The 19,472-nt window shown below is 37.4% G+C and carries 17 protein-coding genes and 1 pseudogene; 7 read left to right on the top strand and 11 right to left on the bottom strand.

What is annotated here, in order from left to right:
- Positions 1–92: 92 nt before the first annotated feature.
- Positions 93–1,790, bottom strand: coding sequence for a S8 family peptidase (locus H4J66_RS12670; protein ID WP_259369118.1), 1,698 nt, complete (start codon positions 1,788–1,790; stop codon positions 93–95).
- A gap of 292 nt (positions 1,791–2,082) precedes the next feature.
- Complete coding sequence (locus tag H4J66_RS12665) at positions 2,083–3,933, bottom strand: S8 family serine peptidase (RefSeq protein WP_182175272.1); 1,851 nt, start codon at positions 3,931–3,933, stop codon at positions 2,083–2,085.
- A 438-nt stretch (positions 3,934–4,371) separates the two neighbouring features.
- Between H4J66_RS12665 and H4J66_RS12660 the strand changes: the two genes are divergently transcribed.
- On the top strand, positions 4,372–6,747 hold the full coding sequence (locus H4J66_RS12660; protein WP_182175270.1) for a S8 family serine peptidase: 2,376 nt from the start codon (positions 4,372–4,374) through the stop codon (positions 6,745–6,747).
- A gap of 143 nt (positions 6,748–6,890) precedes the next feature.
- Here the strand turns inward: H4J66_RS12660 and H4J66_RS12655 are convergent, their stop codons facing one another.
- On the bottom strand, positions 6,891–7,658 hold the full coding sequence (locus tag H4J66_RS12655; RefSeq protein WP_182175268.1) for a formyl transferase: 768 nt from the start codon (positions 7,656–7,658) through the stop codon (positions 6,891–6,893).
- A gap of 40 nt (positions 7,659–7,698) precedes the next feature.
- Positions 7,699–8,139: pseudogene (locus H4J66_RS12650) on the bottom strand (alpha/beta hydrolase family protein).
- Between the two features lie 78 nt (positions 8,140–8,217).
- Here H4J66_RS12650 and H4J66_RS12645 point away from each other — a divergent pair.
- The gene (locus tag H4J66_RS12645) at positions 8,218–8,406 is read left to right on the top strand and encodes a DUF2892 domain-containing protein (RefSeq protein ID WP_182175266.1); all 189 of its coding nucleotides are present in this window, start codon (positions 8,218–8,220) and stop codon (positions 8,404–8,406) included.
- A 252-nt stretch (positions 8,407–8,658) separates the two neighbouring features.
- On the opposite strand, the gene H4J66_RS12640 is transcribed toward H4J66_RS12645, so the two are convergent.
- Complete coding sequence (locus tag H4J66_RS12640) at positions 8,659–8,922, bottom strand: hypothetical protein (protein ID WP_182175264.1); 264 nt, start codon at positions 8,920–8,922, stop codon at positions 8,659–8,661.
- Positions 8,923–9,260: 338 nt separating this feature from the next.
- Here H4J66_RS12640 and H4J66_RS12635 point away from each other — a divergent pair, with 338 nt between their 5' ends.
- The 4 genes from H4J66_RS12635 to H4J66_RS12620 all read left to right on the top strand — a co-directional run bounded on the left by H4J66_RS12635 (position 9,261) and on the right by H4J66_RS12620 (position 12,046).
- Positions 9,261–10,019 (top strand): ABC transporter substrate-binding protein, encoded by a 759-nt coding sequence (locus tag H4J66_RS12635; protein ID WP_182175262.1) that lies wholly within the window; start codon positions 9,261–9,263, stop codon positions 10,017–10,019.
- Positions 10,020–10,190: 171 nt separating this feature from the next.
- Positions 10,191–10,562, top strand: a complete 372-nt coding sequence (locus tag H4J66_RS12630) for a VOC family protein (protein ID WP_182175260.1) — start codon at positions 10,191–10,193, stop codon at positions 10,560–10,562.
- Between the two features lie 133 nt (positions 10,563–10,695).
- A complete protein-coding gene (locus H4J66_RS12625) occupies positions 10,696–10,893 on the top strand; it encodes a CPXCG motif-containing cysteine-rich protein (RefSeq protein WP_070375466.1) in 198 nt (65 codons plus the stop codon).
- A gap of 265 nt (positions 10,894–11,158) precedes the next feature.
- On the top strand, positions 11,159–12,046 hold the full coding sequence (locus tag H4J66_RS12620; protein ID WP_182175258.1) for an MYG1 family protein: 888 nt from the start codon (positions 11,159–11,161) through the stop codon (positions 12,044–12,046).
- A 601-nt stretch (positions 12,047–12,647) separates the two neighbouring features.
- Here H4J66_RS12620 and H4J66_RS12615 read toward each other — a convergent pair.
- From H4J66_RS12615 to H4J66_RS12595, 5 genes are all read right to left on the bottom strand, one after another.
- The gene (locus tag H4J66_RS12615; RefSeq protein WP_182175256.1) at positions 12,648–13,022 is read right to left on the bottom strand and encodes a TPR end-of-group domain-containing protein; all 375 of its coding nucleotides are present in this window, start codon (positions 13,020–13,022) and stop codon (positions 12,648–12,650) included.
- The gene (locus tag H4J66_RS12610; protein ID WP_182175255.1) at positions 13,010–14,212 is read right to left on the bottom strand and encodes a hypothetical protein; all 1,203 of its coding nucleotides are present in this window, start codon (positions 14,210–14,212) and stop codon (positions 13,010–13,012) included. Before H4J66_RS12610 ends, H4J66_RS12615 begins: the two co-directional genes overlap by 13 nt.
- Positions 14,213–14,229: 17 nt before the next feature.
- Complete coding sequence (locus H4J66_RS12605) at positions 14,230–14,583, bottom strand: hypothetical protein (RefSeq protein WP_182175253.1); 354 nt, start codon at positions 14,581–14,583, stop codon at positions 14,230–14,232.
- A gap of 111 nt (positions 14,584–14,694) precedes the next feature.
- Entirely contained in the window at positions 14,695–14,898 is a 204-nt protein-coding gene (locus H4J66_RS12600) for a hypothetical protein (protein ID WP_182175251.1), read from the bottom strand.
- A 455-nt stretch (positions 14,899–15,353) separates the two neighbouring features.
- Positions 15,354–15,995 carry a LysE family translocator gene (locus H4J66_RS12595; RefSeq protein WP_182175249.1) on the bottom strand — a complete coding sequence of 214 codons (642 nt, stop codon included), beginning with the start codon at positions 15,993–15,995 and terminating at the stop codon, positions 15,354–15,356.
- Between the two features lie 115 nt (positions 15,996–16,110).
- Between H4J66_RS12595 and H4J66_RS12590 the strand changes: the two genes are divergently transcribed.
- Complete coding sequence (locus tag H4J66_RS12590; protein ID WP_182175247.1) at positions 16,111–17,034, top strand: LysR family transcriptional regulator; 924 nt, start codon at positions 16,111–16,113, stop codon at positions 17,032–17,034.
- 787 nt (positions 17,035–17,821) lie between these two features.
- Here the strand turns inward: H4J66_RS12590 and H4J66_RS12585 are convergent.
- Positions 17,822–18,952 (bottom strand): hypothetical protein, encoded by a 1,131-nt coding sequence (locus tag H4J66_RS12585; protein WP_182175244.1) that lies wholly within the window; start codon positions 18,950–18,952, stop codon positions 17,822–17,824.
- Positions 18,953–19,472: the final 520 nt, after the last annotated feature.

Genomic DNA, 19,472 nt, shown 5'->3' with positions numbered 1-19,472 from the left:
TCACTTTAGGGGAGTTAGGCATTGCACTATTAAGTTAATAATAGAACAAAAGAACAAGCCACTGAATGATTACAGTGGCTGCTGTTAGAGAGCTATTGTTGTTCGACCCACAGATTTACATCAATTGTGGTATGGTCAGTCCCATCCCAGTTTACTTTCCAAAGCACTGCATCTGACTCAAGGTTGACTTTCCAAAGCACAGCATCTGTTTCGAAATCTACTTTCCAAAGTACTGCATCAGTTGATGCTGTATTTTTCCAAAATTGATTATCTGAGCCATAATTTACTTTCCACAATACCGCACTACCGTCTACTGTACCTTCATTGAGTTTCCAAACATAATCTTCTCCCAATCCTTCGATATAAAAATTACCATCTGAGTCGATGTTGGCAGGTCCTGAAAAGTGTTCATTACCTGCAATGTCTTGTGCAATATCTAATGCTTGATTCGCACATGCTGAAGCCTTACTCGCTAATGCATCAGCCACATTCACCACACCTGAACCTTGTTGAAATACACTATAAGCAAGTTCACCGTTATTATCGAATGCCGTATGGGCACTGTCCATTAATCGACACTTAACTTCGTCAGGAGTTAACGTTGGATCTTGTGTCAACATCAAAGCCACTACACCAGAAACTACGCCAGCAGCTTGTGATGTGCCTGACATTTCAAAATATCGTCCGCCGTCATGAAATTCTGGATGTTCCTGAACTATTTGCGTATCAAAAGCCATTAAACCTGATAAATGACCGCCTGGTGCGACAATTTCTGGTTTAACAAATCCTTCGACTGTCGGGCCCGCCGAACTAAAACTAGCGACTATGTCATCACTTAAATAAGAAGGCGTATAGTTATCAGTCATCGCACCAACGGTAATTATATAAGGTACATTACCTGGAACGCCGATTGTCATAGGGCCAGGACCACTGTTACCAGCAGAAGCAACAACAACAATACCAGCTTGCCATGCTTTCATTACTGCTTGGTTAAGTGGGTCTTCCCAATAGTATGAACGAGCTGGCCCACTGAACGACATGTTCAATACTTTTAGATTGATTTGATCTTTAACCTGTAACGCCCAATCTATGCCGCGAATAACGTCTGCATAGGTCGCCTTGCCTTCGGCATCAAAGGCTTTAATTCCAACTAATGCAGCATTCGGCGCAACACCATAAACTTTACCGTAAACGTCGTAATCTGCATTGCCAGCAATACTGGCGACATGTGTGCCGTGGCCACTTTCTTCATTACTATAATTACTGATATTGTTATTAACCGCATCATAAGTTCCCCAGAACTTATCCCGACCATATAAATCAGTAGATAAACCTGAAGATGTTCCTTCTAATTGATCAAGGCCTGTATCTAAAAAACCAATAGTTACACCATCGCCAAAATTGTAGGCCGAATGAGCAGCAGAAGCTTCAATCAAGTCATTAACGACAGATTTTGGCTGCCATTTACGCTTGCCCCAGGCATTGCCACCAGAAATTTCTACATGATGATTTTGCGTAACCTGAATGTCTAACTGTGCATCTAACTGAGCTAACTGTTCAACATTAAGGGAAACGGCAACAGCATTGATAATAGCTAATTGATGCGTTGGTTGAACGTTTAGCGTTGCTAATTCTGTTTGCAATAATTGATAGTTGTTTGAAGAAATAATGTACGATTGCTTTTGTGCATCTACATTTTTATTAATTGTTGTATGGATGAGCCAAACAGCTAAGCTGATAAGACCTAAAAGTGAGAGTGGTTTTATAATGCTTTTTACAGAAATATTCAAAATTTTATCCCCTTTTCCCGTTACATCTTTTAAAAACGTCAGGGTAATTTAACTTAATGTTTGTAATTTAAATTTAAACAATTGTACATTTAAACAATTTTTAATAATTAGTTACAAAATACACATTTATTGTGAACATAAACTAAACCGGACCCAACCTGTAATAACTTATGAGTATATACATATAACTATAAATCATTAAATGTTGCTAAAATAAAAATATCCAGCTCAAATAATGAACTGGATACCAACTAATTAATAAGACTACTTCCTTGTACTAAAACATATAAATCTAGAAATTAACGGTGGTTTCCGTAGAACAATTACTAGTTCCTTGATCACATACTTTATATGTAAACGAACCAGAAGTTCTAAAGCTGTCGGTATAAGCACCATCGTTTGCTGTTGTTATTCTTAAAGAACCATTACGGATAATATCGACACTTGCAGTAGCGGCACCTGACCAAGTTACGTCAACTTTGTTTTTACCTTTAGCCTTGTATCCTGATGCGTCAGCAGTAATATCGCCACCTTCTACTGGAGGAGGAGTAACACCGCCACCACCACAACCATTAGCGGTTAAGTAATCGCTAGCCGCTTTTGCTTTAACGATACCGTGACCAAAGTAGTCATCGTGACCTGCTGCGCCGTTATCTTCAGCTGTTGATTTTAGTGCATCACGAATTTCTGTACCCGTACAACCGTTATGATTAGACCAAACTAGCGCAGCAATACCAGATACTGCTGGTGTTGCCATTGAAGTACCGCTCATGAAACCGTAATCGCTAATACCAATAGTAATATCAACTGTATTAGCTGCTAATAACGCTGCTCCGTCTTCTTGAGAAGCCCCTACTGCAGGAATGCTAGTTACGTTAGTGTCTCCCAAAGTACCATATAGCATACCAGGTTCGTTATTATATAGAACAGCACCAATACCGCCTGAAAGTTCACAGTTATTCACTTTATCATGGAAAGAAATAACGCCACGCTCTATAACACAAACCATACCGTTTGCGCCTGAGTCAGTAGACTCTGCAGTTCCCATGTTGTAAGTATTACCTGAAACTACCCCTGAGTTCTCCATTGCAGATGAAGCAAAAGCAACGCCATCAGCACTCATTGAAGCGCTAGTTGCCATACCCGCAGGGTAAGTAGATAATGTATCAACACCACCAGCCGTTACTTCAACACAAATAGTGTCGTTCGTCGTTGTCGTCGTTGTGCGATTTTTACCTTTACCTGTTGTCGTTGTCGACGTACAGCTCGGAAATTGCGAGAAATCAGCTATAGCGTTATTATTATCGTTAGCACCAACCATCATTACTGAAGAGTAACCTGCTGGGAATGAACGAACATTGTTACCATCGTTGCCTGCAGCTGCTACAACTAAACCACCAGATTCTGTAAATGCTTTAAAGGCGTTTTCTTCGGTGCTGTTTGCACCACCACCACCTAAACTCATGCTGATGATGTTCGCGCCAGCCCCAGAACAAACGTTTGCTGCATAAGCTAAGTCAGAAGAATATCCCCAACCTGCTTCGTTAAATACTTTTACAATATGCATATCAACGCCAGGTGCCATACCAACAACACCAAAACCGTTATCTGCAGCACCAATGGTACCGGCTACGTGTGTCCCGTGTGGGCCACCGTTTTCATCCCAGTTACCTGTGCCTGAATCATTAGTACCTGTGATATTGTTCCAAATAAAATCTTGGTTAGAGCGATCTAAACCTGAATCGATAACACATACCTTCATACCTGCGCCAGCGTTAAAGTTAACTTGGTCAGCTTGAGATTGAACAACCGCATAAGGAGTAAGTTGAGTTGTAGCAGGGTTGCCTGCAGTATCACTATATACAGAAAGTGGTACACGGCGTTGATCTTCTTCGATCATTTGAATATGTGGGTTATTTAATAAACCTTTAACTTGGCTTAAGTCTTTACCAGCGAATGAAGCAGCGATAAAACCGTTGCCGTCAACTTTTAATTCGCCGCCTAATTTTTTAGCGAGAGCTTTAACAAGGCCTTTTTTACTTTCGTCTACTTTAATAATGTATCGATCATCGGCAGCTTGTGCTGAAAATGCTGCGGTAACGGCTAAAGCAATAATTGATGTCGTAAATTTAGAAGCTTTCATATGTTCTACTCTCTCTTATATGTAGGGACGTTGTTTATATTATTTTTATTATCAACCAACGTTATGTTTTATTGAGCAGTCCTTACTATCTTGATGATGACTTATTTATCTTTGTTAAATCAGTATCGTGCATCTTGCATAATTCGATAATATCAAGTCAGAAAATATTCCCTAGCAAAATAGCGACAGCTTTTCGAACACGCACGACAAAATAAAAACAAAATCTTTTTTTTCATATAGATAACTAAAAAATAAAAACCAACCTGTCGCTTTACTATGAAAAAAAGTCTGTGATTTGCTAGTTAAAAAATCGCAAACAAGCCATTATTTTTAGAGTGGGTTTTCACCCATTAAAGTAATACATAATAAAATACGTTGAAGGTAGCCTAGGCAAACGTTCAAATTAAACGTAAAAATAAACGATGGAGTTTATATCAGATGAGAAATAACAAACGCCTTGCACTCAGTGCAGTAGCCTTATCTATTCTAACCGTAACTAGCGCGGCAAGTTATGCAAGCCAAGCTAAAATTAATAAAGCAAATAAAAGCGGAATGGAATCTGCCCAATCAACAACATTAAGTTTTGCTGATTGGCGTGCACAACAAATGCTCGAAAAGCAGGATTTTACTGATCGTTTAATTGTTAAATATAAAAACAAGAAAAACGGAAAAACAATCCCTCCAGGGTTAGCGAAAAAAGCAGGCTTATCGTTAAAACACGAAAAGATTTTGAAAAATGGTCATCACATTATTTCTTTTGGTAAAGAAAAGAACATTAAAGATGTGAAAACCATGATCAACCGCATGAAAAAGGACTCGTCAATTGAGTTCATTGAACCTGATTACAAACGCTTTTTAATGGCGCAAAATCAACCTTGGGGTATAGCACAAACACAATCAGACCAATTAACTGATAACGACGGCGCAAATATGACCGTGTGTATTATTGATTCTGGTTATGAACAGGCAAACCCTGATTTAAATGCTAACAATGCTTCAGGTACCAATAATTCAGGTACTGGAAATTGGTATCAAAACGGGGGATCTCACGGTACTCACGTAGCAGGTACTATTGCTGGTGTTAATAACAGTGAAGGTGTTGTTGGTATTATGCCAAACATCAATGTAAATCTGCATATTGTTAAAGTATTTAATGAAGCGGGTTGGGGTTATGTTGGCGAGTTAAGTGATGCAGTTGATACTTGTGTAAATAATGGCGCAAAAGTTATTAACATGAGTTTAGGTGGTGCAGGTTCAAGTGTTACTGAGAAAAATGCATTACAAGCAGCTGCAGATTCTGGCGTATTATTAGTTGCCGCTTCAGGTAATGATGGTAATACGACATTATCTTACCCTGCTTCTTATGACGCTGTTATGGCTGTTGGCGCACTTGATAGCAACAATCAACATGCTGAGTTTTCTCAATACACTAGCCAAGTTGAAATATCTGCTCCAGGTGAAGCGGTTTTATCAACCGTTGCTGGCGATGGTCGCTTAGGTTTTATTAATTTAGGTTCAACAACTTATGCTAATGATATCGTGCCACAAACTCATTACATTGAAAGTGGTGGTAGCTTCATCGTAAGCAATGTAGATAGCAGTGCAAACGGTGTTTTAGCAAGTTGTACACTTTCAGGAAGTAGCTACAGCTGTAGTAATGTTGCTGGTAATATTTGTTTAGCAGAACGTAATGACAACCAAAAAGGCAGTAATTACCCCGAAATAAACCCAGCTAAAGCTTGTGCTGATGCAGGTGCCTCTGGTGTTATTGTTTATAGTGACAGTACTCGTCCTGGTTTACAAAATCCATTCTTAGTTGATTCTACTAACGCTGTTTCAGTGCCCAGTGTTTCGGTTAGTCGTGCTCTAGGTCAACAGTTATTAACGCAGTTAGGTAGTGCAGCGACGTTAACGGTTAACGGCTCGCAAAACTATGCTTATTATAATGGTACTTCAATGGCAACACCTCATGTTGCCGGTGTTGCCGCAATAGTTTGGAGTAACAACATTGATTGTAACGCTGATGAAGTACGAAGCGCTTTAAAATCAACGGCTATTGATCTTGATGTTGCGGGTCGCGATGACAAGACAGGCTTTGGCTTAGTACAAGCAAAAGCAGCGTCTGATGCATTAGCTGCAACTTGTGGTGGTAGCGTAACACCACCACCGCCACCAACTGGTGATGATGTATTAAGTAATGGCACGACCAAATCTGGCTTAGCTTCAAGTACTGAACTTAGCTTTACAATGGAAGTTCCAGCGGGTGCAACAGACCTAACCTTTGATATGGCTGGTGGAACTGGTGATGCTGATTTATACGTTAAATTTGGTTCAGCACCTACAAGTAGTAGCTATGACTGTCGTCCTTATGCTGGTGGTAATAGTGAAAGTTGTCCTATTAGTACGGCACAAGCGGGCACTTATTATGTGAAAGTTGTTGCCTACTCAGCTTTCTCTGGTGTTAACTTAACAGGTAGCTTTACTGAACCTGCAACAGGTGGCGGAGCAACTGGTGGCAGTGCATCTTTAACGGATATTAGTGTCGCTCGTCAAGCATGGACTTATTACACCATTGACGTACCAGCTGGCATGGCAACAGTAGACTTCACGATGAGTGGTGGTACTGGTGATGCTGATTTATATATTCGACGTGGCGCACAGCCAACATCATCAACTTATGATTGTCGCCCGTACAAAGGTGGCAATAATGAAGCCTGTTCATTTACCAGCCCTGCAGCAGACACTTGGCATATCGGTATTTACGGCTATTCGGCTGCTAGTGGCGTAAGCTTGGATGTTGTTTATAATCCTTAGAACGTCATAAATTAGCGATTATATTAATAGTAAAAACTAAGGGGGAGCATGATTAATGCTCCCCCTTTTTATTTGCAACAACATATTAGTCAAACTAAAATTTATACTTACAGGTAATGTTGTTGTATAAATTCAATGTACTCTTATTCATCAATGATTTTAAATCCACTTTTTTCAAAGTCTAGACATTCATTTTCATTTGGAAAGGTAAAATAGCTAGCACTCTTTTCTTGTGGCTGAGAACAAAGTAATTCGTCATTTTCAAGTGTTTCAATAGCCGCTAATATATCGGTTGCACCTTGCTTATAAAGCTCAAGCACATGCCATAAATAAGATTTCTCTCTATTAACTAGTGCGGTAGAAGTCTTGATTATTTTTCCTGTATCTATCGAACCATCGTCAATGGTGTGCAGTGTAGTACCTACTTTATTGTCGTTATTTTTCATTGCCCAAAACGTCGCCATCACGCCTTTATACCTAGGTAATATGCCAGAATGCAGATTAATAATGCCTTTGGTAGGAATATTAATAACCTTTTCTTTTAGAATGCCACCAAAGCATATCGAAACAATAAGTTCAGGCGCTAACTCTTTCAAATCATTAATTATCACAGGCGAATTAATTTGCTTGACGTCTCGAATCGCTGAATTTAAAAAGACACTAAAGCCATCAAAATTTTTATAGGTATTGTTATTACTTTTAATCTTAGGAATTAGCGGACTTAGCAATTGGTTAAACAAGTCTTGCTCGAAAAACTTCAGCGTCTTTAATGGCGTTGGTATCACACTGCTTTTGCCTACTTTTGCTGATAACCACAGATGAACCTCATGGTGTTTACAGACCTCTGGTAGCAGTTTATTCAGTGCAAAATTACTCGCTAAATCTTTATTAGCCAAAAATAAAATTTTCATAATTAAGCTCTTTTGCCTATTTTATATTAAGAATACATCATCACTTTGGGCTGACTAAATGTTGTTTAAAAAATTCGTCAATGGCTGTAAAAGCTTTGTGTCGATTACGCTGAATAGACAAATAGTGGTCGCCGTCTGCCAATTCAATATATTCAACTGGCTTATTTAAGTCTAATAGCTTTTGGTAAAATCTTTGGCTTTGACGAACATTAACCACGGTATCGCTGGCACCATGGAGTAATAACATAGGTATATTAATTCGCTTGGCCTAATAAAAGGGCGAACGGGCAATTAAATTGTCAACATCTTTACCCATTTGGTGTTCTACAAATTTCTTATTAGTGTAGTAACGACTCTTAAAAACAATATTTCGAAGGTCGCTCACTCCGGCAAAACTGACGGTGCACATAAATAAGTCAGGTGTTTTTACCGCTGCCATGGCCGCCGCATAACCACCATAACTTGCGCCAACAACATACATTAGTATTTGCTAATTTAATAAAACCTAATGTAATCTGCTGTAATACTAATTTAATCATACCAATCTCACGGAGTTACCATGATTAAGAACGATGCATTAAGACTAATAGCAGGCACAATGATACTTATTTCACTTATTTTAACCGTAACATTATCAATAAACTGGTTATGGTTTACTGCTTTTATTGCGGTCAACTTAATACAGTCATCATTAACTAAATGGTGCCCTATGATGGTTTTATTAGAAAAAATTGGCCTAAAAGATTAACCAAATATTTTATTCTAGCAACAAACTCAGCGAATATTCTGAACCATCCTTATTAAGGAGTATTAAATGCAATTACTCCCTTTGGGCTTATTCATTAATGCTTTAGTTTAGTGTGCCAACAGCCAGAAATTTGTATCCTTCTATGGCGATTAACTGATCGCCTATTTTATCTGCTGGTCAGTCTGTCTTAACCGTTAATATATCAATATTTCATACTTTTAATGTATCAGAAAAAATTAATAAGATTACTCTTTATAATCGAGTTATTTTTTCGTTTAGGTTGTAGTTTTTATCGGTAACAATAGCTTCCAATACCTCTATTCGACTTAATTGGTCACCCAGTGTTTTATTAACCGCTGCCGCGACTTCTGTCTCTAAATTAGCTTTTTCTAATCTCAACGCTTCGACTTCTAATTCTTTTATTTTCTTTTTATTGGTACTTAATACCAAAATAATTAAAAAACTCACTAAAAAAATCACAGCGATACTTAAAAATACCCAAAGGTTTATATTCATGGCTAGGTTGTCTCATTATTCATTAAATAAAAATGCTATCTTGCAAAGTTTATTCCTTATATATTTTATCATTATTTCAATCACTTAAAAAACAACAATTTGAAAGTATAGCTATATTGGCTAAGCTTTAGTGAAGATTACTATTATTTCGCAGTATCCCTTTGGCGATACATTTTAATCAGTTCACCTTATAACGATTAAGCTGTCTGCTATAGCACCACTAACTTAGCAGGATTAAAGCCCATTAAATATTTATAATTTCACCATGAGATTTATTCCCTCAACTAGCTATATTCTGCTATGTTTATTGTAAGATCACCGATTGAAAAGAAAGTAAAATGACTCTACGTTGTAAAATAAAGCTATGCTTTATTAATATCCTTCTTATTACATCATGGCCACTCATCGCTAATACCTACAAGGTAATTTCTTACGATCCTGCCAATTCTCCACACAATATCTCTACTATAGATCAACAAGGCAAGGCTACAATATCAGGAATATTTGCCGACATATTTCATCAAATAGGAGAAATTACCGGCGATACTTTTATAATGGTTAAAATGCCTGCCGCTAGAGCTATGCTTGAATTTGATCTTGGCCGTGTTGATATTGAACCCGGAATCAACCCTATTTGGCGCGGTAATTCAAAAGAAATAGGTTTGTATTCCATCGCCTATGAACGTGTTGAGGAAGTGATTGTTTTTCGCTCTGGTGATGAATTTGAAGTAAAAGGACCAAGAGATTTATTTGGACACAAAGTAGGCATAGTTAGAGGCTTCACTTATCCTAGGTTTGAGGCATCATTTACCAATAATGACATCAACAAAGTATTAAATAAATCAGAAAGTTTGCTCATTAAGCAATTATTGGCTGAACGCGTTGACCAAATTTTTATCAGTAAATCCTCAATACAATATATGAAAAGACACCTTCCAACTTTAAGTAATATTGTCGTTGGAGACGTGGTAAGCTCGGTAGAAGTTATGATGCGTGTACACCCAAAAAAACTTGAACTTTTACCAAGGCTAAATAAAGCATTACAACAAATGATTGATAATAAAAGCATTGATAAAATAATTGCTAAATACCAATAAATAGTTAGCCACATTGTTAAAAACAGCTAATATTCATCAAATTGTACGTGTTATAAATCAATAGCGTAATATCTGAATAAACAAGCGTTATTGACATGATTTGGTTAACCTGTTGTAGTTAACATTCTACTTAAAATAAATCACCTTAATCATAATTAAAAAGGAATAGATATGCTTAGCTATGCCACCATCGGTGTAACCGATTTAGAAAAATCAGAAGCCTTTTATAATGAACTCTTGGCACCTATAGGCGCTAAAACGTTAATAAAAATGGAGCGCATTATATTTATTGGTAAAAGTATGAAAGAGCCTATGCTCGCTATTTGTGTACCTTATAACGAAGCGCCTCAAAACTGTGGTAACGGCAATATGCTTGCTATTGCGCCGGGCTCAAAAGAGCAGTGTGATGAAATGTATCATAAAGCCATTGCCTTAGGTGCGACTTGTGATGGAGAACCAGGGCAGCGTATACCCAACGTATTTTATGGTGCTTACTTTCGTGATTTAGATGGTAACAAAATCGTTTTTAATCATTTTGGTTAATTACCAGTATTCAGGCATAGCCTTGCGTTATGCTTGAATATGACTTTATCATGACACCTTTCCCACGTATCATTTAACATAACTCTCGATAATAAATGATTATATTACTAACAATTATAGGAAACTGTAACAATTGAATCAATTGACTAAAAAGCGCATAGGATGTCCTTATTGTGGCGAAACAATTAAAGTACTCATCGATTCAGCCGACGTAGACCAGCAGTATATTGAAGATTGCCAAGTTTGCTGTAAACCGATAATTTTTTTAGTTTCAGAAAGCATGGACGGTGATCTTGATGTTAATGTTTACAGCGAAGATGATGCGTTTTAATACCAATTTAGAAAATCTCCTACCGTTTCCCCTTAGCTAAACGCAGATTCAATCAACATTATTAACAAGGATATTATTGTTCTTTATTGATTTTTGCACCGCTATTGAAAACTAGTGTTATTAAAAGCCCACTATTTTTGTGAGCTGTCTTCGTATAGAATCGGCCTTATAATTTCTACACCTTGACGTTGTCCCAAGTCGGCCAGTCAAAATAGTGAAGTTAACTAGCAACATCTTCTTATTCCTTTCTAAAATGATATAAAAAATGAATGATTTAACTATAGCAACTCACAACGGTAATTTTCATGCAGATGACGTGTTTAGTATCGCTGCTCTTAAGCACATTTTTCCTAACTTTAACCTCATACGCACGCGTAATTTAGAGATTATCGGTAAAGCAGATATTGTTATTGATGTTGGTGGTGAATATAACGCAGATGCAGGTCGATTCGATCACCATCAGCGTGGTGGTGCCGGTGAGCGCGAAAATGGAATTCCTTATTCTTCATTTGGCTTGGTTTGGCAGAAATATGGCTTAGAAATATGTCAGGGCAACCAAGACGTAGCAAACGCTGTTGATGCAGGGCTAGTTTCAACAATTGACGCTATTGATTGTGGCTATACCGAAGGCGCTTCTAAAGGTATAAACCAAGGGATTAGCCTTAGCCAAACGATTTCAATGTTCAACCCTACTTGGCAAGAAGATAGTCACTTTGATAACTGTTTTGATGAGGCGGTTGAGTTTGCGACACGTATTTTGACACGGTTTATAGCCTCTGCAAATGGCGGAATTAGTGCAAAAGAAATTGTTGCTAAAGCGATTGAGAATGCAGAAGATCCCAGAGTGATTGTTTTAGATAAATACACGCCATGGAAAAGAACCGTTCATGCTTTGTCTGCACAAGCTTTATATATGGTTTATCCTTCTGGCTCTGGTCCTTGGAGAATTCAAACAGTGCCTGTTGAACCGGGTTCATTCGAAGATAGAAAATCACTACCTCAAGCATGGGCTGGCTTATCTGATGATGCGCTAAAAGCCGTAACCGGTATTGATGATGCAATGTTCTGTCATAATGGCCTGTTTATAGCCGGAGCAGAAACTTTTGAAAGTACTATGAAAATGGCCGCTATTGCATTGCAAGAAGAAGAATAGAAAAACCAAATGTTTTGTAGCTTAAATAGCCTGTTTATAGCCGGAGCAGAGACTTTTGAAAGTACCATAAAAATGGCCGCTATTGCATTGCAAGAAGAAGAATAACAATAGAAAAACCAAATGTTTTGTAGCTTAAATAGCCTGTTTATAGCCGGAGCAGAGACTTTTGAAAGTACCATGAAAATGGCCGCTATTGCATTGCAAGAATAATAATAACAATAGAAAAACCAAATGTTTTGTAGCTTAAATAGCCTGTTTATAGCCGGAGCAGAGACTTTTGAAAGTACTATGAAAATGGCCGCTATTGCATTGCAAGAAGAAGAATAGAAAAACCAAATGTTTTGTAGCTTAAATAGCCTGTTTATAGCCGGAGCAGAGTCTTTTGAAAGTACTATAAAAATGGCTGCTATTGCATTACAAGAAGAATAAAAAAATCGCATTGTTCGCACTGTAAAAATCACGTGACGATTCTATGGCTGATTTCACCTCAGTGATATCAGCCATAAACCAAACGTTCTGCCACAAAAACTTATGATTTAACTATAGCAATACTGCACGCTATAAAGACAAGAGTATAAATATCGTTATGTCAAAATCTTAATTATTGCTTAAGTACCGCTATTTGTTTTAGCATTTCAGTTTCTAATCGTCCTATTAATGCCGTAAACCTTGGCTGTTGCGCTAAATTGATAAAATAAGGTGATTGTAATAAGTTAGCACGCCAATTATATAAATAACCATTATCAATGGCAGCTTCGAGATACTTAATGGTCTGCTCATCGTTATTTTCGAGTGAGCTACTGATAGCAAGGTTCATGTATTCAATACCCAACAAGCGTGCTTGACCTGTTAAATAAAAAGACTTATCTCGTCCCTTTACCCTATCAACAAGCTTTTCAACTTTAGCTAACTGACCTTGTGCTTTATAAACACGGGCAAGTAGCAAAATGCCATTTACATTTTCTATAGCATCCAATGTTGCGGGGGCGATTGATTAACCCATTCATTTATCCCAGGGATATGTAGGTTAATCAATGCCTCTGCATCGTCAAACTTTTTCTGCTTGAGTAATAAATATACGGCACCAGTAATGAAGCGCTCTTTCAGTTGTTTACTGGGATATACCGTATTAGCATCAGCGACGGTATCGTTAATGAGTATTAACGCTTTAGCGGTTTGCCCAAAACAAATAAGACTGTTCACTTTTTGATTGATAATTTCAGCGTTATTGGCATTAATAGACATTGCTTTTTCTGCATATTCAAGAGACTTAACACCAGATCCCAAAGATAAATAGTAGATCGAAAGTGCTTGAGGAAAATAAGGGTCGTTAGGGTCTAACCTTGCACCATTTTCAGCGAGCTTAATAGCATCAACAATTTGCCCCATATGTTGTGCATATATTTGTCCTAAATAAAAAGGATAAAAAGTATTCTTCGGGTTAACCATAATAGCTTGCTTAAGCGTTTGTTCCACTTCTGAATATTTTTGTAATGTTTGTACTAAATATACTGCAAAAAAATACGGTAAATCAGCATTTAGTGGGTCAACTTTTTGAGCCCTTTTAAATAAAGCCCTGGCGTTATCTTCTCCCATTTCAGCACCATTTGATTGTGCGTGCCTTATGATGATGTCGACATTATTAGGATTTAGCCAATAAGCTTCTTTTGCATACTGATTACGTAACTTACGATCTGTTTTTATAATTAATGACCGAACAAAATAAGCTTCAGCAGAGTTTAGATTAATGCTAAGTACTTCTTTAATTAACGTTTCTGCCTTATCAAGTATTAGCCAATCAAAGCGGCTACCCGTAATAATTTGACGAGCATATATTTCAGCCAATTTAATGCGCGCCATCAAAAATTCAGGGGCAATGTCTGTTGCTAACTCAAGAGCTGCTGCGGTATTGTCTAAACTTTCAAAGGTATAAGTATGAAGTCCCCACAAACCTTGCAGATATAAATCATAAGCTTTAGGGTTAATCGTTTGCGCAGAAGATACTGTCTTAACTAATGATATGCCTAAGGTTTCCTTTCGTGCATCGACAATTTCTGCTGATATTTCATCTTGTACTTGAAAGATGTCATCAAGCTCGCGATCATATGACTCAGACCACAAGTGCTTATCTGTATCAGCATTGATGAGCTGAGCAGTTATGCGCACTCTTACACCCAACTTTCTCACACTGCCTTCGAGTACGTTTTTACACCTAAGATTTTAGCAACTTCCGAAATATTAATCTTGGTATCTTTATAGGCAAACGCTGATGAACGCGAGGTTACTTGTAGTTTCGGTATTTTTGCTAATACATTTAATATTTCTTCTGAAATACCATCTGAAAAGTATTCTTGTTCTTTATCAGAAGACATATTTACAAAAGGAAGAACGGCAATAGAAGTTCCCTTTGGCTCTGATATTAATGGATTATTTGCATTAACTTTAATGGAAGCTTGGGCAATAACTTCAGCTTGTTCTGTTGGCAATACTGAAGCCGTTGGTGATTGAAAACGACTCTCATAAATAAAGTAGATCAAGGCAATTGCCATAAGGTCAATAATGATAAAATCTAATTTACGACCTGTTAGAGCAGCAGTGGAATCTCCAGATGATATCGCGGATTCAAGCTTGATACCGTCGAGGGTTATTTAAAACGCCCAAGCAAAAAAAAGAGCAAAAGGAAAACCAATAAGACCAAAGAAAAATACCGCAGTATTTATCCAATTAGGCAAGTGTAATGCTGGAACAGCAATTGAGGTAATTTTAACAACAACCCAAGCAAGTACAAGGTAGGCAATCCCAACCTTGAAAACATTTCGCCTTTTCAGTTCTGATATCAAAGATTCAGCCACATTTAATCCATAAATATGTTTATTTTTTAGCCATGTATAATCAATGTAATGCTATTAATGACTTAAATCAAACTTGAGAGGTTTAATAAGCCAATTTGCTGAATATAAAATATGACATAAAAAGAACGCCTGCAGAGTGCAAATAGTTATCAGTTACTACCACTTACCGTTACCGGATGACAAACTGTTATCAAATACATTAAATGCACCGTTTCCATTGCCAAAGCCAGGTTAGAGGGTGTAATAGCCTTACCTAAATCATTTAAACGTAAAGAGAGTGCTAAAGGCATAGAAACAATAGAAAATGGCGTAGCTCTTATAGAAAGGCGATGTAATTTAACTCAAGGTTACGGCATGACCAAACCTATGGTTGCCAGAGAAATTACCGCAAAGGCAAATCACTGGAAGGCTGATATAAGTTTGCAGACCTAAATAAACGCCAGAGCAATTCTTGCTTAAACAGCATTCATTAAAATGAGCTTTATAGCAATTATCATCAATATGAACCCTGCGACTTTATCTATTTTTTGTTTGTGACGATTGAAACGAGGCATTATATTAGGGTGTGATAACAATAACGCCACACCGCTGTACCAAATAAAATGAGCCAACATAATAATTACCCCATAACCTACTTGCATTATTAGCGGAGTATCTACAGAAACAACTTGCGTAAAAATACTTAAGAAGAAGATAGATGTTTTCGGATTTAATATATTGCAGGTAAAGCCTCGACGCATCGCATTTAAGGGCGACATTACTGCTGTTTGATTGTTGTGATCATTATTTAATAAATCACGTGTTGTTAATAACTGCCAGGCAATATAAATAAGGTAAGCCGCTCCTAGATATTTGATTGTCGCAAATAACCAGGCCGAGTTTGCAATCAAAACCGCTAATCCTGCAATCGAGTAGCTAGCATGTATACAAACCGATAAACACATACCTAAACTCATATATAACCCCGATAAACGACCATTATAGATACTCGTGCGAGTCACCATGACAAAATCTGCACCAGGTAACATTGCCATAAAAACAGCGATGGTGCTTACCGCAATAATTTCTGTCATGTAAGTACTTATTAACAACTCCATATTTCTCTCTCATCATTTAAAATAGTCTCATAGCAACTCACTTGTTACTGTGCAGCTATGTTAATCTATGAGAAATTTAAAACAATACACCTATTTGTAAAAGGACTTGTGCTTGATGGACACAAATAAACTGATCCCCTTATTATCTGATATGGCTATTTTGGTAACTGTCGTTGAGCAGGGCAACTTTAGTAAAGCGGCAATAAAACTTGGGGTAACACCTTCAGCGGTAAGTCGCCAAATTAGCCGATTAGAAGATGCTTTAGGCATAAAGCTATTACAACGCACTACACGGCAACTAGCGTTAACAGAGTCTGGAACATTAACCTTTAATTATTGTAAACAGATGATAGAGTCTGCAGAGCAAGCCGTTAATGCCAGTAGCTCGACAACATCGACAGTTAGTGGCTTGCTGAGAGTGGCAGCACCAAAATCACTCGCCAATCGCGTATTGCGACCACTGTTTGTTGAGTTTTTAAAGTGCTACCCTGATATTCAATTGCATTTAAAAGTAACCGACCGGATTTTAGACCCTATTCATGACGGTGTTGATTTCTTAATTCATATCAATGACAGCCCGATTGAAGCTTTGGTCAACGTTAAAATTGGTCGCAGTGAACAAGTGTTATGTGCCAGTCCTGATTTTCTCGCTAACCATCCGCTGCCAAAACACCCCGACGATTTAAAAGATTTACCCTGCCTTTGCTTAGGTGAAAATATGTCCGATAGCCGTTGGCGATTTAGTCAAAAAAATCAACAAACAACCGTACAAGTCACTGGTTCATATTTACTTAACCACAGTGAAATGCGTCGAGACGCTATTGAACAGGGCTTTGGTATCGGCTCTCTGCCTGATTATATCGCGCAACAGGGCATTAGCAGTGGCAAGCTCATTCCACTTTTGGAAGATTGGCGGTTACAAGGTAATTACCAAGGTGATATTTGTTTGCAGTATGTACAAAGTAAATATTTACCCAATAAGAACCGCATTTTTATCGATTTTATGAAACAAAAGTTACGAGGAATTCAGCACAACTAGTGAGGCGTTAAACCATTAATTTATAGACACTCACGGTAAAAAGCTAAAAATATGATAAACATACTCCAATATTTATGGAGTCCTCACCTATAAGAAATATTTTGACAATATATTTGTGTGTTAAAGAAAGGTGCAGTCAATTTTCTCCCAAAATAACAATTTTTCGGCAAGGTTATTCACCCAAAGTCTTGGGTTAATAATTCACACCTGTTTTTAATGTCTTCAAGCAAAGAGTTTATTGCAATGGCTTAAGCTATGTCGTCGCTTTAATTGCTGATGCTCGCAGTAATCACTCAGCACATCTTCATGGCCGATAGCACCATGAAATCGTGTTCTAAATTCGGTGGTGATCATTAACTGTGGATCTTCACTAATAATGAGAATTCTCGTTCAGGATTTTCTTGGCTGTAACTAGATTGAGTTAAATCAATTGAAAAATTTACGTCAAAAGTCGTGAGAAAACTATAAAAAACATCACAAAAAATAAGAAAATTTAAAAACCTCCTAAGCTATGTACTGAATGGTCACTTATAGCCAAAAGCGGACATTAAGCCTTTACAAATTCAGGAGCATATTTAGGGCAATATTAGCCAAAATTTACTGCTCACTTGTAGGGCAAGTTTAAGCTCATAGCTGCCTGTGGCAGTTTTATCTCAGAATGCTAAATTTTCCACAAAGCGGTCTAAGTTTTTGGAGTGAAATCCTTTTAAAATGTCCCCTCTAAAGTGATAAATCAGGCATCAATATTTTAAATATTTATTCAATAATTAAACGTAATTAATTTGGCCTATCGATTAGTCCGTTTGAACTGTCGGTGAGTAAGCCAACAGAAGCCTAAGCCTAGCAATATAAAAGGGATCGCTATATAAGGCTGTTGCTGCTTAACCTCGATGAAATTAGCATAAATTTTATCGTATTCCATAAGTAATTGCCCATCCATCGATAATTCAAACACATAGTGATAAGATTCATCTGAGAACATAGGACTATGTGAATCATTATGGTCTGCACGGATTGTAATGACTTGATCGTTGATCTTAGCCTCAAGAACTTTGCTTGGTTTATCATAATGGGTAACTTTGTATATTATAGTGTTGCCTTCAAGTTGAAACTGTAAACCATTTTCGTAAACATAATAGACTTTTGCTTTACCTGTTAATTCACTCAAAGCATCATAAGCGGGCAAACCATAGTTGTCAGATGCAGTCCAATTAGGCCACAAAACTATTAGACCAATACCAATAAATACAGAGCAAGACAACATTGAACTTATATAAGTTAAAATACCCATTTTGACTTCAACATCTTTAGCCTCTTTAACGCTCACCTCCATATTTTTTTGAGAATCAAGAAAGTGTTGCCCACGTTTACATGAGCTTTCTGAGCTATGCCAGATGATTAAAGACAGACCGATAAAACCAATGAACCATAAAAATCCTGGCCAAACTAAATGAAGCCAATCAATGCTACTATCGGCAAAAAAGTAGGGGTATACCAAAGTAAGAAGCAAGTATAATAGGTAAAAACTCACACTGGCCTTAGTTACAAAGAAGGTCTTACCTTTGGTACGCTTTTGCTTCCAAATTTCCACATGAAGTTTGCAGTTTTTGCAATAGCCTTGCCAGCCGCCATCGGTAAACCAATCCTTAGGGATCATCCCTTGTATATAAATCATCCAAATGGATTTGTTGCTCATACTATAGAAATACTTTGCAACAAATGCATTAAGCAACCACCCAAATATGTAACCTGCAAGCATTAAAACTGCCAACATCCAATCACCTGGTTCCATAAAGGCAGGCACCAGCATTAAGCCTATAGATGCGAACATGCAGCCAAAGGGTAAAATAGCCAAACCGAATTTGTATTTGTCTTTAAGCAGTGGGGTTATGTCGGTATTTAGGGGCAAAGCTTCCATATAAACGTTTTAAATTTAGTGAGTTACTTAGTATCAATATAACAATCCCTTATCTTTAAAGAAACCTTATTAAACTTTTTAACTTTGTTTAAAGAGGAATGGGGTTTACTGAATACTATTTGTTATTAGCAATTGCTCATATCTAATATTTGAAGAAAGTGAAAAAGGTACGTAATCTAAATGACCGCAATGGTGGCTTAGTTGCCTGTCAGAATAAAGGTAAACCTCTGTTTATGTGATGTCTAAAACAACCTAAGAAACTATTGATGTTAACGTCTGCTTTCGTATCAGAGGAGACCTTTTTGGTGCTGATTTAGGGTGTTAAGAAAGGTCTCTTTTGTCGCAAAAGCGGCGGTGACCAAAATTAATTTACTGGGATTTGGTTAATCAGTTTTAGCTAATGCTAATATTATTAGTCGGTTAAGACATAGCTGATTAGATGGAAATTTCATTACTTTGTTAGAAAGTTGCCCAAAACGTTAGCTTTTATGGGTGAGTCGTTCAGTGATCTGTCTATAAA

Origin of the sequence: Colwellia sp. MB3u-55 (genome assembly GCF_014076785.1) — a bacterium.
In the GTDB taxonomy this organism is placed as follows: Bacteria; Pseudomonadota; Gammaproteobacteria; order Enterobacterales; family Alteromonadaceae; genus Colwellia_A.
Note: the sequence above shows the minus strand (reverse complement) of the source record. Positions and strands in the feature narration are given on the sequence as shown.

Excerpts from the sequence above, each read along its gene's own strand:
- H4J66_RS12640 (WP_182175264.1), bottom strand. The coding sequence starts at position 8,922 with ATGAATATAAACCTTTGGGTATTTTTAAGTATCGCTGTGATTTTTTTA.
- H4J66_RS12660 (WP_182175270.1), top strand. The coding sequence starts at position 4,372 with ATGAGAAATAACAAACGCCTTGCACTCAGTGCAGTAGCCTTATCTATT.
- H4J66_RS12630 (WP_182175260.1), top strand. The coding sequence starts at position 10,191 with ATGCTTAGCTATGCCACCATCGGTGTAACCGATTTAGAAAAATCAGAA.
- H4J66_RS12665 (WP_182175272.1), bottom strand. The coding sequence starts at position 3,933 with ATGAAAGCTTCTAAATTTACGACATCAATTATTGCTTTAGCCGTTACC.
- H4J66_RS12585 (WP_182175244.1), bottom strand. The coding sequence starts at position 18,952 with ATGGAAGCTTTGCCCCTAAATACCGACATAACCCCACTGCTTAAAGAC.
- H4J66_RS12655 (WP_182175268.1), bottom strand. The coding sequence starts at position 7,658 with ATGAAAATTTTATTTTTGGCTAATAAAGATTTAGCGAGTAATTTTGCA.
- H4J66_RS12645 (WP_182175266.1), top strand. The coding sequence starts at position 8,218 with ATGATTAAGAACGATGCATTAAGACTAATAGCAGGCACAATGATACTT.
- H4J66_RS12620 (WP_182175258.1), top strand. The coding sequence starts at position 11,159 with ATGAATGATTTAACTATAGCAACTCACAACGGTAATTTTCATGCAGAT.
- H4J66_RS12595 (WP_182175249.1), bottom strand. The coding sequence starts at position 15,995 with ATGGAGTTGTTAATAAGTACTTACATGACAGAAATTATTGCGGTAAGC.
- H4J66_RS12635 (WP_182175262.1), top strand. The coding sequence starts at position 9,261 with ATGACTCTACGTTGTAAAATAAAGCTATGCTTTATTAATATCCTTCTT.
- H4J66_RS12590 (WP_182175247.1), top strand. The coding sequence starts at position 16,111 with ATGGACACAAATAAACTGATCCCCTTATTATCTGATATGGCTATTTTG.